Genomic DNA, 12,622 nt, shown 5'->3' with positions numbered 1-12,622 from the left:
CCCGAGGCGCCTGGCACAACTCGAGAGTAGGTCTACCTAAGCCCCCGCGTCCGGGTTTTCTCGACTTCCACCCCCTCCGAGCGACCCACCCCCACTCCCCCGCAAAAGGGGTTCCTGATCACCCCTCGGAAGCTGGTAGTGTTCAACCCGTCGCCGCACAGCGAACGACACGCCCCCGTAGCTCAGGGGATAGAGCAACGGCCTCCGGAGCCGTGTGCGCAGGTTCGAATCCTGCCGGGGGCACTTCTGCCGGACCAGCGCGATCACGCTGCTGACCTGCACAAGTGCCGAGCATGAAGACCTGGACCCAGTCCCACTGAGTCCAGGTCTTTGTCGTTGTTACGCACTGGTCGCGATAGACCTGCGATAGAAGGAGACGCCGCCTCAGAAGGAGACGCCGCCTCCACCGGGGCCTTGGGCTCGCTGATGCACGAACCACAGCGGACACTCGCCTCGCGACCATGGATCTCGGGATCACGAGGGGCACCATGTCCCCTGTGTCGCTGGCACCCTTCTCCCACGAACGTCGGTACCGTCCCTGCATGGAAGTGGGCTTGTCTATCGCGGCCAGCGTTGTGACGATCCTCGGCGCTGCGTGGCAGCTGTGGCGAGAGCAGGCCAGACAGAGAGCAGCGATCAGCGAGGACCGAGACAGGCCAAACGAGATGAGCCCTCTCACCTCGGAGCACAAAATCGAACTGGTATCTCGGCTGGGGACGAGTGTTTGTCTCGTGATCGCTGGAGCGGCCTACCTTTTCGCCCGCGCCGCCTATGGAGCGTCAGTCGAGTACGAAGTCAGGGAACTGTTCGTCGCCCTAACATATTCATTCGGAATCTCGGCGATCGTCGGAGCCGTGCTGGCATTCGTGGTGCCACTTAGCCAGCACAGGGGATCAGGTTGGCCATTTGCCCTGTTTGCGATTCCAGCCGCAGTGATCCTAATGATGTTCACCATTCTGCTCACGAGTCAGCCCGCGTACGTGAACGGCGAATCGTCCCCGCCTCCGCTCCGTTCCTATGGGGGCGGATGGCCCGCCACCCTCCAATTCGCCCAGGAGGGAATCGGGCCTAATGAGTCCAGCCGAGCTCCTTCTCGATTTTCCTGTTCATGACCTCTTCCTGACCGTAGATGCAACCCTCGTAGACGCGGTGGATAACCTCGGCCGAGTTGCCGACCCGGCGGGCGACCTCCGCGACGGGCACTCCAGCGTTCAGCCACATCGTGATGCAGGTATGCCGGAGGTCGTACGGGCGGCTGCCGAGGATGGATGTCTGGAGGTCAGGCGGGAGCGCGTACCGCCGGGCGTCCTTCCAGACCCGCCAGTACGTGCTGCTGCCGACAAGCCCGAGCCGCTCGTTCGTGAACAGCCGGCCGTCCTTTGCCGTGCCGAACTCCTTGAGGTGGGCCCGGAGCATGGCGACCAGTGGCGGAGGGATCGGGACCGGCCGGTCGTCCTTGGCCTCCCGGGACTTCAGCCCACGCTTGTCGTGGCGCTCCCCACTGTCCGTCCACTGCTTGCCCGATACAGGGTGCGTGTCCCGGAGGGTGAGCGTCCCCCATCCTTTCTCGGGGAGGTAGCAGTCCGACTTCCGCAGCCCCACGGCCTCACTCGGGCGGAGCGCCGCAAAGTACATCACGGCGTAGAACGCCACCAGACGGCGCCCCTTCTTGCGGTCCCACGTCCCGACGTACGAAACCGCGGCGAGCAATTGAGCGGCTTGCGTCTTGTTCACGAGAACGCGCGGGTCGACACGATCCGATGAAGAGACCTTCACCTTCTTGAGCGCGGCAAGAGGGTTCTCGACCAGGAGCTTGCGCTCGATCGCGTATTCCACGGCAGTATTCAACGCGCGGCGCCTGCGGCGGGAAGTCTCCCCTGCCGCAGGCGTCCCGTCCAGCTTGAACGAAAGCCGGTACTGGACGTCTCGCAGAATCTTCGGATCTTCCAACGCGGAAACGAGCAGCGACTTCTTCGAAAGCCACTGATGGGCATCTTCGAGTTCGGCCGGCGGCTCCAACTCGGCGTTTGCCGGGACAACGGCCCAGCGAAGAGCGAGGCGCAGCTCCTCCACCTCGGGCATCTGCTTGTCCTGCTCCACCATGGCCAGGGTCACCGCAGCGAGACCATCCGCTATGCCTTCGCGTGTCTTGGCGGCAGCCGTGGGCCAGCGCATGGCCATGTACTCACGGCAGAACGTGAACCAGGAAAGCTCCTCGCGGGCATCCGCAGGCTCTGCGGCCTGCGTGGCGGCGCGGACTTCGGACTCAGGCAGGCCGTCTTTGATGCGGAACGCCTCGCCGCGTTTCATGGCCAACCACAGTTCGGACCGGCGGCTCCCAGCAAGCGCCACCGTGGCGAACGTCTTACTGCTGACCTTCCCCCCGACGATCCAGCGAAGTTGATACGGGCGGGTCTTGCTCTGCGCCTTGGTCACATTCCACAGGCGGACATCGAGGGAAAACCCTTCCGGGTCCAAGCCATTGTTCTGCTCGGACCCGGAATCGGCGTCGTTCGTCACGCAGATTCCTCCCGCATCTTCAGCCAACGGACCAGCTCGGAACGGCGGATACGCACGGAGCCATTCGGGAGCTTGATGGCCTTGGGGCCCTTCTTGCACTGCCGCCAGCGATAGAACGTGGCTCGCGGAACACCGATCTCTTCGACCACCTGCGGGATGGTCAGCATTTCGTCGCGGGGCTTGGCCACGGCGAGACTCCTTCGGGAAGCTGTGGATTGGGGAGCAAGAACCCCGGAACCGCTGACACAACTGACAGAACCTCGGCTAGAACGCGTTGACCTGCGGATTCGGGGCTGAGGGCGGCTCTGACAGAACTCGCGGAAACTCCGACAGAACCTCCGGCGGCGGGTTCTGTCACGGCCGACGGGTGGGGTTCTGTCGGAGTTTCCGGAGGTTCTGTCACGGTGGCCGTACGGCCCGTTTATGCAGGTCAGCGGGACAGATCGGGGGTTCTGTCAGTTGTGGCAGCCCGGTGGGGGTTGTGTCAGGCGCCGCGAGCGAGGCGCGGGTGCGCGTCGTACTTCGGGGAGGGCGGCCGGCCGCCGCGTCCGGTGCGCGGGGGCAAGGGCTGCTGGCGGATCCAGCCGTGTTCTTCCAGCAGGGCCAAGGCCGGGTCGAGGTCGGTCATGGCGGGGAAGTCGCCGCGGGAGAGCTGGCGGAACAGGTCCCGCTTGGTGAAGCCGGTCAGCCGGGCCTCCCGAAGGTGTGCGAGCACCTGGCGGGCGGCTTCCTGGGCGGGTGCGGCGCCCATGGCATCGAACACGTGCTGGGCGTGGGCAGTGAAGTAGTCCCCAAGGCGGGTGGCGTCGGCCAGGGTGGCGGCCTCGATGGGACGGGTCCAGCCGCTGTCGGTGTGGGCGGCCAGGTGGAGCAGCCCTGCGATGCGGGCAACGGCCCCGTCCCGCTTGCTGGCCCACTTCACGATGTCCGCGAGTGAACCGCCCTTCCCGATCCGGGATTCGGTGACCTTTTGGTAGGCGAGCATGACCGCGTCGGCCTCGGGGGTGAGGGTGAGTACCGCCGGGTCGGTCCAGCCGTTCAGTGCCATGGCCAGACCGCCAAGCTGGCGGGTGTAGGTGTCGGCCACGTCGTCGGGGATGAGTTCCGGGGTGAGGTTGCGGCGGCCGACCAGCGATTCGGGCTGCGCGTACAGGAACCGGGCCAACAGTCCGCGGCCGTCGGCCCCTTTGATCTGCCCGATGGATTCGAGGACTTCGGGCTGAACGGCGAGGCCCATCGTGACGGCGGGGTGTTCGACGTGCTGGGCCTCGCGACCCTGGCGGTTGACCCTCACCATGTCCCCGGCATGGCCCTTGAGGAAGATCTCCATGTTGGGCGCCCCGCTGTAGCGGCCCGAGATAATTTCGAAGATTCCCCCCTCCGGGGAGAGGACGGAGATCCGGCCTTCCTGCTCGGTGAGGAGGGTGGCCAGGTTCTCCGGTGTCACGTCGTCAGCGACAAGCTGGGGCTTGCAGGGGACCTTGATCTCCTCGGCGGCCTGGGCGAGGGCGACGGCCTCGGCGGTGAGCTGGTCGCGCATCCCTGCCTCGGCGCTGGCGGCCTTGGCCGCTGCTTTGTCGGCGGCGGCCTTGGCAAGGCGCGCGGTGGTCTCGGCCTCGGCGCGGGCCGGGCCAGAGAGTTCCACGAGGGCCTTCTCCACGGCCATGAGCGGCTCGGTCATCAGGGCGAACACGGCGCTCTTGCGGTTGCCGGGGTCCAGGGCCACGGCGGTGTAGAGGTTGACCGGCTCGCGCCACCGGCCGCGGACGCAGATGGTGGCCCGTCCGCCGGCGGCCGTGGCGATGACGGCGAGGGCGAGGCATCCGGCGAGGTCGGCGGGGGTCTGGGTCTCCTCGGCGACGGCGGCGACCATGGCGGACAGCCACGGCGGGAGTGTGTCCACGGGGAAGGTGGGGAGATCCCGGCGGCCGGTGAGCGGGACCGGCTCGTCCCAGACCGGTCCGGTCACCTCCTCGGCGGCGGGGGCGTCGAACCCGGCCCAGAGGTCGGCGTCGGTGGGCTGTGCGGTCATGCTGCGGTCCTGCCTTCCTGCGGGCCACGGCGAAGGACTGAAAGGACGGCCTGACGGCCGACGACCTTCGGCGCGCTACTGCCGTCCCGGGCCTGGTGTCGTCCGGCGGAGCTGGGGTTGTCAGTGGTGGTCATGCCGCGTCTCCGCTCGCGTTGCGGGCGCTGCGGTGGATGCCGTCGCGGATGCTCGCCGCGATGCGAGAAGGAGCGAGCCCCGCCGGCGCGGCGGCGGTGAGCGCGTCGGTGACTTCCGTCTCCGTGAGGGTGCCTGCGGCGATGAGGCGGCCGAGGGCGTACGCGGCGTTGTACAGCGTCGTGTTCTGGGCGCCGGTCGCGGCCGCCGCGACCTTGGCGACCTCGCCGTTCAGGGCGGCCGTCGCGTACCGCTCTGCCTTCCCGATCCGGGAGCGGAGAACGGCCACGCTGACCGGGGCGGGCGCGGGCGGTGGGGTGAGCAGGTCACCAAGCCACGTGGGGAGGGGGGCCGGGGGCGCGTCGTGAATGATCTCGTACGAGCCGGTGCCCACGGTGCTGCCAGCCGCGACCACGTACCCGCCCCAGGCACGCGTGTCGACCTTCCAGCCCAGGCGCCCTGCGCTCCCACGTAGCTGCTTTTCGGCTGGGGCGGTGAAGTAGAGGTGCTGTCCGCCGCGGCGGGTGCGCACGGTGTACGTCTCGGTCGGCAGCCGCTCGCCCGCGCGTTCGCAGATCATCGCGAAGACGTCCAGGCCATCGGTCGCCCCCGTCCATTCCGGGGGCGGGGCTCCGTCATCAGCCTTGGGGATGTCGAGATCCACGACCAGGAGCCCGGCGGGGCCGGTGGCGATGCCGACGTTGTAAGGGGCGCTCTGCCAGCACGTGATGATGTGCTCGGTTGCAAGGGTGGCGCGCTGTTCGGGGGTGCGGTGGCCGTCCGTGCAGCGGCCGGTGCGGGGGCAGTTGCGTTCGGGGTGTCCGGCGGGCCGCTTGTCTCCGGGGCGAAGCGGGAAGACGGGCCAGCCGCGCTCGGCGGCGGCCAGGGCGGCGCACAGCAGCGCCGGGGTGGGGGTTGGTGTCATGCTGGGGGTCTCCTGTTTCTGCGAAGGGACGGAGAAGCCGGGGCGGTCGCGGTCTTGTGGTGAGAGGCGACCGCCCCGGGCACAGCTACAGGTCGGTGAGCGCGGCGGTGGGGATCTCGTAGACGTCGATGACGTCGTTCACGCCGTGCCAGCGGCCCGGGGTGTGGTGGATGTAGACCACGTGCAGCGGGATTCCGTCGCGGCCGGTGAAGGCGTAGACGTTGACCGCGTCCATGTTCTTGGGGCTCTTGCGTGCGCTGCGGATGTGGGACAGGGCCGCGATCACGCTGATGCGCTCGGGCCGGTAGCTGAGGCCATCGACCTGCGTGTACATCGTGGGGTGCTGCGTGGTGCTCAGGGCGGGGCTGGGGCTCATGGCGATCTCTCCTCAGTGGTGGCGGATCCAGAGGGCGTATTCCTGGCGGACGTAGCCGCGGGGCTCGCGGACGCTGTCCGGGTGGTCGGGGGTGTAGGGGCCATCCGCGTAACCGGACGGGCCGAGGCCGGCGGCGTCGTCGATCTCCATCAGGCGGCGGGCCGCTTCGGTGGCGCAGGTGGCGGCGTCGCCGCCGACGGGGTCGTCGTCGGTGAGGGCGACGCGGTCCAGGAGTGCAGCCTTGCGGAGCCAGAACTCGCGGACGGCGATGCCGTGCAGGCAGTCGCGTGCTCCCCGGGCGGTCCATCCGATCTCGCTGATGATGCTCGGCGCGGTGGCGTACGCCGCTTCGGGCGTCGGCCAGTGGCTGGGCTGCTGCTCGGCGGTGACGTACAGGCGGACGCGCTCCCCGTCACGAGTGGGCCGCTGGCGCACCGCGCTTGTCGCGAACGTCTCGGACAAGGCCTTGGTGATCTCGGGGGCTTCGGTCGGTGCGCAGATGACGCGGATCTCGAACATTGGCGTCAGTTCTCCTCTTCGGCTTCCGTCTGGTCGGCCATGTCGTCCAGCTGAAGCAGGAGTTCGCCCAGCTGAAGGCGGGTGACGCGTCGGGTGTAGGGCTGGTCAAGGAGGTCCCAGTCCAGTTCGACGCTCACGACCTCGTGGGGGTCGATGTCCATGTGCGTGCTCCTTCGGTCAGTGGTCGTGCTTGGCGGGGAGTTCGGGCAGGCCGGCGTCCGTGAGGGCCTGCGGGTTGAAGCCGGGGAGGGTGGCGCGGGTGATGAGGGCGTTGGCGAGCTGCTCGGCGTAGGCGGCGCCGGAACGTGCCACCTCGATCTGGGCTCCGGCTCGCAGCGCTTCGACGCGTTCGACGTGCGCGTGGTCTTCGCGCCGTCCGAGGGTCTGGCGCTCGTGGGCGACGGTCTCGCGGCGGTCGGTGCGCCAGTAGCGGGCGGCGAGTCCGTAGGCGACGGCGGTAGACAGTGCCCACAGGAGGATCGGGAGCGAGAGGCCGTCGGCGTATCCGGCGACTCCGGCCAGGGCCAGGCCGCCGGATGCGGCGAACGCGGTTCCGGCGATCACGCTGTCACCGGACCGGCCGCCCGAGGCGAACGCGCCGGCTGTCGCGGCGCCGGTGGCGAGGGCGACCATCAGCGCGGCGTTGCCGACGCTGTGTTCGGCGCCGTTGGCGTTCCAGATCCGGCCCAGGATGAGCACGGTCGTGGTGGCCAGCGCGGGGGCTGCCTTGGGGGCCAGGTCGATGGCCCAGTGGCGGTAGGTGATGGGGTCGTTCATCCCTGGCTCCCCAGGTCTGAGACGGCCTTGATGATCGCGGTGGTGAGTTCGTTGATGGGGCCGGAAGCTCCGGTGGAGGCGAGGAAGAAGCCGAACATCATGGCGACGAACGCGGAGCCGTAGCCGAGGGTCTTGGAGCGGAGCAGGAAGAACAGGACCAGCCCGAACAGGGCGACGAGCGAGACGGTGATGGCCATGGGTTATCCCTTCGGAGCGAACGTCTTGCGCGGGGCGGCGTTGGCGTCGCGGTAGAGGTGCAGCCAGAGGTTGTAGAGGTGGCGGCCGACGCGGATGCGCTTGCTGTGGCCGTCGCAGCGGCGGCAGTGCTTGCCGCGCTTGAGGCGGCCCTTGCGGTCGGTCTTCATCGCGTAGCCGAAGCCACGGCACTTGCGGCAGGTGCCGAACGGCGATCCCGCGCACAGACTGACGTAACCGAGTGTGACGATGAGCAGGCAGGCGCTAGCAAGGAGGATGAGGGCCATGGGGTGCCTTCCGGGCGGGGTGTCCGGTGTTTTCGCAGGTCGGCTGCTAGGTGCGAGATCGCTGATGGGAGCCTCTGCGCCGTGCTAGCAGGGGTGCTAGACCTAGCAGCGATGGCCGCTAGGTCTAGCAGCGGTGCGAGTCAGCTCCCGGACCGCTTGCCGTCACGTTGGGTGACGGCAGCGGTGATGTCGGCGCGGGTGATTCCGCGTCGGGTGGTGCCCTTGCCGGCGGTGGTGGAGCCCCAGACGTCCTGGGCGGTGATGCCGTGCGGCTTGAGGTTCGTGGTGACCGTCTCGGCCTTCCAGCCGCTGTAGACCTCGGGGCGCAGGGCGGCGAGGCGGGCGGCGACCTTCTCGTTCCAGACCTTCTCCTCGTCGGCCGGCACAACCTTGAGGATGTCGGCGAGGAGGTCGAACGCTGCTTCGCCGGACTCGGGTTCCTGGCCGATGGCGTGGCCGGTGACGTTGCCGTACTCCTCGCGCATCCGACGGGCCCGCACGACGACCTGTTCGGCTCCGAGCGCGTCCACGAACGCGGATGCCACGATGCGCGGGTCGTCTCCCTCACCGGCCATCCAGCAGATGCCGCGGTCGGTACGGGAGAACATCGTGGCCCGGTACCCCGCCTTGTACATCGAGGTGCCCAGCACCATGTCGTTGGCGGGCTGGCCCATGACCTTGAGGCAGAACCGCAGCACCGCGTTGGCGGAGATGCCGGTGGGCAGCGACTTCGCGTCCGGGCGCTGGGTGCCGAACAGGGTCACCATGCCGAGGGCGGGGCCGCGCTTGCCGAGGTCGGTGCAGATCTCTTCGATCTCGGCGCCGTACTTGTCGTGCTCGAAGGGGACCTGGCATTCATCGAACGCGGCCACGATCGGGTGCAGCCCCAGGGACTTGTCGTTGGCCAGGTCGGGGGTCACCTTCGACTCCGGGCAGCGCGAGCGTGGCAGCGACTTGATGACCTTGGCCCGGCGCCGCAGCTCCTGACGGAGTTCCCGCAGGGATTCGAGGACGTAGAGGATGTCCTCGTCATCGTCCCCGGCCCGGTAGCGGTGGCATACCGGCTCCAGCGCGCCGAAATCTCCTGTGCCCTTGAAGTCGAACGCGTACAGCGCAGCGCGGGGGTCGAGAGCGGCGATGAGCAGGAAGAGCCGCATGAGGAACGTCTTGCCCATACGCGGGATGGACCCGACGACCACGGACGCGAACATGAGGGTCACGGCGACGTCGCCCATGCGCTGGTCGTTGCCGAAGACGACCGGCTTGAACAGGTCCACGCTGCCCGACTTCAGTAGCGGCCACGCGGGCTTCTTGGTCTCGTTCATGGGCTTGTCGCCCACCCACAGGATCAGTCGGCCTTCATGTTCGGTCGGGTCGGCGGACGGCCAGACGGAGCCGACCTTGCGGCGCAGGCCGGAGGCGAGCGGCTTGCGGGCCTCCATGATGTCCTCGGGGGTGACACCCCAGGGAAGGTCGAGGTCGGCGCGGTAGCCGGGCCCGTCCCGGGTGATCTCCGAGGTGAACCGCAGACCGTTCATGTCGCCGCCCTTCTTGATGGCGGCCGACAGCTTCGCGTTGCCGATGTTGTCCAGCGCCCGGAGCACGAGCGTCCCGGTCAGCTTCTGGAGTTCGGTCTTGAGCACGGCCGGGCCGATCACCGGCTGGTCCTGCGGGGCGCCCCAGAAACCGGCGGTGAGTACCGCGGCCGAGGCCAGCACGGCGAGCCAGCCGGGGGCCATGACGTACATGGTCAGCCCGAAGCCGGTACCGAAGATGAGCGCCACCACGGTGACGAGCGTCCGCAGCCGCACCCGGCTGTCCCGCTGCCGCGACAGCTTCAGGTACTCGGCGGTGTTCTCCTTGTAGACCTCGTAGGCCCTCAGGGGGGCCGCCTCGGCGTCCCACACCCACCGGTTGGTGTCGCGGGCCAGGCGGGCCATGCCGCGCGGGGCGAGCAGGCCGAGCTGAAGCGCGTACCAGGGGGTGCGGATGCCGTGGAAGGCGGTGGCGTAGAACGCGTTGCTCGCGGCGCGCTGGGTGGTCGAGACGAACCCCGGCTTCGACTTCAACCAGGAAGGGATGATCGGGAGCCGCTTGTAGGTGGTGACGCCCGGCGACGGCAGGTTGGGCGAGTCAACCGGCCTCGGTCGGGGCGACTCCTCCTCATCGTCGTCCGGGTCGGCCGGCGGGGCGGCCGGGGCCGGGGCGGGGTTGGCGGGGCGTTTGGTGGTGATGTCGAAGACCTCGGCGCCGGGGCGCTCGGGCTCTTCGTTCTGGCCGGTGGCGTGGACATCAGACACGGTGGGTCTGCTCCCTCATAGCGAGTGGGGTGGAAGAGGGACTCGGACAGCGCGAGGCGTCCGGGGCCCGCTGAGCGGCGGAAGTCGTGTGGGATCAGGAGGCGGCGAGCTGGGGCGCGTCGGCGCAGCTCACGCACATGCCGAGCGATACCGGGATGCGGTATCCCGCGTCGGTGCGGCACTCGGGGCAGATCTGGCGGGCCGTGTTCGCCTTGGCGAGGGCCGCCCACTTGGCCGGCGTCATCGGCCGGACCGTCTTGGCCAGGTCGATGCGGTAGAGGTAGGCCACGCGGATCGGGCTCTTGCCCTTGCGCCAGTAGCGGCGCGAGTGCCACAGGACCCGTGCCGCGACGTCCTGTCCGCCGGGGCGCAAGCCGCGGGTCCGGAGCTGTCGGCGGGTGGCGTACTCCTCGGGGGCCATCCGCCACGGGTAGGTGGGGATGCCGTACTTCTCCCCCGTCGGGTCGTACAGGCGACTGGCCGTCACGCGGCCGTCGCCTCAGCGTCCTGTACAACACGCTCGGCCTTGAGCGTGTCGCGCAGGAGACGGCCGTTGGCGGACGACGTACGGACCGCCTTGCGGATGGCCTCGGCCGTCAGCTCGCCATCGGTCCAGTTGGCCGTGACCGACCTCGCCTCGTCCAGCAGCTCATCCGAATCGCGCGTCGGTCGGGGCGTTCGGGCCGACTTCGGTACCCGACCGGTCGCCCGGCGTGGAGCCGACTCCGCAGCGGCGACCGACTTCACCGGAGCCGATTGGGGAAGCTCAACTGGCTCGACTACGGGAACCGACTCGGACAGCTTCACCGGCTCGATGACCGGTACCGGGTCGGGCGACTGGGGGGCGGGGAGTTCGGCCGTCACGGGCGGGGCCTCGGGGGCCGACTCCCGCAGGTCAGACCCCAACCGATTTACGGTGAACTCTGACGTTTCATCCTGGTTTGTGGGCGCGGTGAACATGGCGGCCAGGGCAGCGTCCGCACCGCTGGTGAGCCGGTCGCGCTGAACGTCCAGGAGTCGCGCACCCAACGACGCGTCCCCCAACCCGACCTTCCGGGCCAGCTTCCACGACGTCCGGTCGGACGACTTCCGCACCCATGCCTGCGGGTGGTTCGCCGCACGGGCCCGGTGGTAGGCGAGCGCTCGCACAACTGCGGCGGCCTTGGCTTCCGCCTCGATGTCGCGGCCGTCCTGGTGGACCACGATCCGCCGGGCGAGGAACGCCATGCCCTCGGCCGACACGCACATACCCATCGGCGTCACGGCGTAGATCACGGTGCGGCCCGGGTCATCGGCCGCCATCGCGGCCATCACCGACGCGGCGGCCGGTAGGGCCCACAAGCCCACCCGGATGATCCCCGGGGAGGACTGGCCCAACATCGTCAGCCCGAGCAGCACCAGCGCCAGAACGGCGGTCGCACCCTCACCGGCCGCCACCGCGCCCAGCGCCGTACCCGAGCCATAGGCGCGGCTGATGTTGCTGAACGTCCCCACCCCGCCGGCGACACCAGTGGCGAGCATGGGCACGAACGCGGCCGTCAACACGATCTTCTGTGCCTTGGTCAATGCCTTGCGGGTCGCCATCACGCTGCCTCCCCGGTGGTGCCGCGACGGCCGTCACGGCGGCCGTTGACCGTGCCCGTCGCAGCGACGGTCAGCCGCTGGGCGATGCGCCAGCCTCCGCCGCGCTGCTTGGCCTTGTACATCTGCTCATCAGCGCGGCGCAGCAGGGTGGAGAGGTCGCCGGTGCCGGCGCGGTAGTAGGCGGCGCCAATCGAGGCGTTCACCTCGATGAAGTGGCCGTCGAACGGCACCGGCTGGTTGAGCCGGCCAGTCAGCATGAACAGGTCGACGCGCAGCTTGTCGATGCCGTAGCCGGGGATGACGGCGGCGAACTCGTCCCCGCCCAGGCGCCCGGCGACCCCGGCATGCTCCTCGGCCCACCAGCCCAGGCGCTGCCCGGTTTCGCGAATGACCGCGTCTCCGGCCGCGTGACCGAGGGTGTCGTTGATCTCCTTGAACCGGTTGAGGTCCAAGACGAGCACCGCGCGCTGGCACTTCTGGGCCAGGCTCTTGCGGGCCCGGTCCTCGAAGGGGTCCCTCGTCCACAGGCCGGTCAGCGGGTCGCGGCGGGCAGCGTCGATCCGGTGCCGCATCCACAGGCTGTGCACGGACCAGCCGGACATGAGCGGAAGCGCTGCGGACAGGGCCGTCATGGTGTGGCTCATGCCGCTTCCCCCATCCAGGCGGAACGGCCGGCGTCGCGGGCCGCGCTCCGCAGGAAGGGGACCGTGCGGGTGAGCGCGTCGGCGTAGAGCGCGTCCCACGCGGCGATCTCGTCGCCACCCTCGCCCAAGGCGGCCAGCTCGGCGATGACTTCCCGGGCCACCGCCTCACGGGCCGCACGCTCCTGGGCGGTCTCCGGGGTGAGCGGGCCGCGGAACAGGTCCCGGTCCAGTCCGAGCGGCAGTTCATCGAAGCCGAGCGCCAGCTCCTCGAACTCGGCGGGGTTCACGATCTGGTGGTGACCGATGTACGAACGCATGTGGATCTCTCCTG

Annotated in this window: 15 protein-coding genes and 1 tRNA gene; 1 reads left to right on the top strand and 15 read right to left on the bottom strand. The window is 69.1% G+C overall.

All coding sequences use genetic code 11. The annotated features are described in order from the left end of the window. The first annotated feature begins 171 nt into the window (after positions 1-171). Positions 172-243 (top strand) — tRNA-Arg (locus ABZZ20_RS06045). A gap of 825 nt (positions 244-1,068) precedes the next feature. Here the strand turns inward: ABZZ20_RS06045 and ABZZ20_RS06040 are convergent. The 15 genes from ABZZ20_RS06040 to ABZZ20_RS05970 all read right to left on the bottom strand — a co-directional run bounded on the left by ABZZ20_RS06040 (position 1,069) and on the right by ABZZ20_RS05970 (position 12,608). Continuing rightward, complete coding sequence (locus ABZZ20_RS06040; RefSeq protein ID WP_356867164.1) at positions 1,069-2,520, bottom strand: tyrosine-type recombinase/integrase; 1,452 nt, start codon at positions 2,518-2,520, stop codon at positions 1,069-1,071. Then, entirely contained in the window at positions 2,517-2,807 is a 291-nt protein-coding gene (locus tag ABZZ20_RS06035; RefSeq protein WP_356867245.1) for a helix-turn-helix domain-containing protein, read from the bottom strand. Before ABZZ20_RS06035 ends, ABZZ20_RS06040 begins: the two co-directional genes overlap by 4 nt. A gap of 197 nt (positions 2,808-3,004) precedes the next feature. Continuing rightward, complete coding sequence (locus ABZZ20_RS06030; protein WP_356867162.1) at positions 3,005-4,552, bottom strand: YfjI family protein; 1,548 nt, start codon at positions 4,550-4,552, stop codon at positions 3,005-3,007. Between the two features lie 130 nt (positions 4,553-4,682). Next, the gene (locus ABZZ20_RS06025; RefSeq protein WP_356867161.1) at positions 4,683-5,609 is read right to left on the bottom strand and encodes a bifunctional DNA primase/polymerase; all 927 of its coding nucleotides are present in this window, start codon (positions 5,607-5,609) and stop codon (positions 4,683-4,685) included. Positions 5,610-5,694: 85 nt separating this feature from the next. Next, complete coding sequence (locus ABZZ20_RS06020) at positions 5,695-5,985, bottom strand: hypothetical protein (RefSeq protein WP_356867159.1); 291 nt, start codon at positions 5,983-5,985, stop codon at positions 5,695-5,697. 12 nt (positions 5,986-5,997) lie between these two features. After that, positions 5,998-6,504 (bottom strand): hypothetical protein, encoded by a 507-nt coding sequence (locus ABZZ20_RS06015; protein ID WP_356867157.1) that lies wholly within the window; start codon positions 6,502-6,504, stop codon positions 5,998-6,000. A gap of 5 nt (positions 6,505-6,509) precedes the next feature. Continuing rightward, positions 6,510-6,665, bottom strand: coding sequence for a hypothetical protein (locus ABZZ20_RS06010; protein ID WP_356867155.1), 156 nt, complete (start codon positions 6,663-6,665; stop codon positions 6,510-6,512). Positions 6,666-6,681: 16 nt separating this feature from the next. Beyond that, positions 6,682-7,281, bottom strand: a complete 600-nt coding sequence (locus ABZZ20_RS06005; protein ID WP_356867153.1) for a hypothetical protein — start codon at positions 7,279-7,281, stop codon at positions 6,682-6,684. Further along, entirely contained in the window at positions 7,278-7,478 is a 201-nt protein-coding gene (locus tag ABZZ20_RS06000; protein WP_030717854.1) for a hypothetical protein, read from the bottom strand. The genes ABZZ20_RS06005 and ABZZ20_RS06000 overlap by 4 nt, the downstream gene beginning before the upstream one ends. A gap of 3 nt (positions 7,479-7,481) precedes the next feature. Further along, positions 7,482-7,763, bottom strand: a complete 282-nt coding sequence (locus ABZZ20_RS05995; protein ID WP_356867151.1) for a hypothetical protein — start codon at positions 7,761-7,763, stop codon at positions 7,482-7,484. A 140-nt stretch (positions 7,764-7,903) separates the two neighbouring features. Next, positions 7,904-10,063 (bottom strand): cell division protein FtsK, encoded by a 2,160-nt coding sequence (locus ABZZ20_RS05990; protein WP_356867149.1) that lies wholly within the window; start codon positions 10,061-10,063, stop codon positions 7,904-7,906. A 94-nt stretch (positions 10,064-10,157) separates the two neighbouring features. Beyond that, the gene (locus ABZZ20_RS05985) at positions 10,158-10,550 is read right to left on the bottom strand and encodes an RRQRL motif-containing zinc-binding protein (protein WP_356867147.1); all 393 of its coding nucleotides are present in this window, start codon (positions 10,548-10,550) and stop codon (positions 10,158-10,160) included. Continuing rightward, entirely contained in the window at positions 10,547-11,647 is a 1,101-nt protein-coding gene (locus ABZZ20_RS05980) for a conjugal transfer protein (protein WP_356867145.1), read from the bottom strand. The genes ABZZ20_RS05985 and ABZZ20_RS05980 overlap by 4 nt, the downstream gene beginning before the upstream one ends. Then, positions 11,647-12,291: a GGDEF domain-containing protein gene (locus ABZZ20_RS05975; protein ID WP_356867143.1), complete on the bottom strand. Its 645-nt coding sequence runs from the start codon at positions 12,289-12,291 to the stop codon at positions 11,647-11,649. The genes ABZZ20_RS05980 and ABZZ20_RS05975 overlap by 1 nt, the downstream gene beginning before the upstream one ends. Beyond that, positions 12,288-12,608 (bottom strand): hypothetical protein, encoded by a 321-nt coding sequence (locus ABZZ20_RS05970; RefSeq protein WP_356867141.1) that lies wholly within the window; start codon positions 12,606-12,608, stop codon positions 12,288-12,290. Before ABZZ20_RS05970 ends, ABZZ20_RS05975 begins: the two co-directional genes overlap by 4 nt. Positions 12,609-12,622: the final 14 nt, after the last annotated feature.

This window comes from Streptomyces sp. NPDC006430, assembly GCF_040612395.1.
GTDB lineage: Bacteria > Actinomycetota > Actinomycetes > Streptomycetales > Streptomycetaceae > Streptomyces.
This window is presented reverse-complemented; position numbering and strand designations above follow the sequence as displayed.

Excerpts from the sequence above, each read along its gene's own strand:
- ABZZ20_RS06030 (WP_356867162.1), bottom strand. The coding sequence starts at position 4,552 with ATGACCGCACAGCCCACCGACGCCGACCTCTGGGCCGGGTTCGACGCC.
- ABZZ20_RS06025 (WP_356867161.1), bottom strand. The coding sequence starts at position 5,609 with ATGACACCAACCCCCACCCCGGCGCTGCTGTGCGCCGCCCTGGCCGCC.
- ABZZ20_RS06020 (WP_356867159.1), bottom strand. The coding sequence starts at position 5,985 with ATGAGCCCCAGCCCCGCCCTGAGCACCACGCAGCACCCCACGATGTAC.
- ABZZ20_RS06015 (WP_356867157.1), bottom strand. The coding sequence starts at position 6,504 with ATGTTCGAGATCCGCGTCATCTGCGCACCGACCGAAGCCCCCGAGATC.
- ABZZ20_RS06010 (WP_356867155.1), bottom strand. The coding sequence starts at position 6,665 with ATGGACATCGACCCCCACGAGGTCGTGAGCGTCGAACTGGACTGGGAC.
- ABZZ20_RS06005 (WP_356867153.1), bottom strand. The coding sequence starts at position 7,281 with ATGAACGACCCCATCACCTACCGCCACTGGGCCATCGACCTGGCCCCC.
- ABZZ20_RS06000 (WP_030717854.1), bottom strand. The coding sequence starts at position 7,478 with ATGGCCATCACCGTCTCGCTCGTCGCCCTGTTCGGGCTGGTCCTGTTC.
- ABZZ20_RS05995 (WP_356867151.1), bottom strand. The coding sequence starts at position 7,763 with ATGGCCCTCATCCTCCTTGCTAGCGCCTGCCTGCTCATCGTCACACTC.
- ABZZ20_RS05980 (WP_356867145.1), bottom strand. The coding sequence starts at position 11,647 with ATGGCGACCCGCAAGGCATTGACCAAGGCACAGAAGATCGTGTTGACG.
- ABZZ20_RS05975 (WP_356867143.1), bottom strand. The coding sequence starts at position 12,291 with ATGAGCCACACCATGACGGCCCTGTCCGCAGCGCTTCCGCTCATGTCC.
- ABZZ20_RS05970 (WP_356867141.1), bottom strand. The coding sequence starts at position 12,608 with ATGCGTTCGTACATCGGTCACCACCAGATCGTGAACCCCGCCGAGTTC.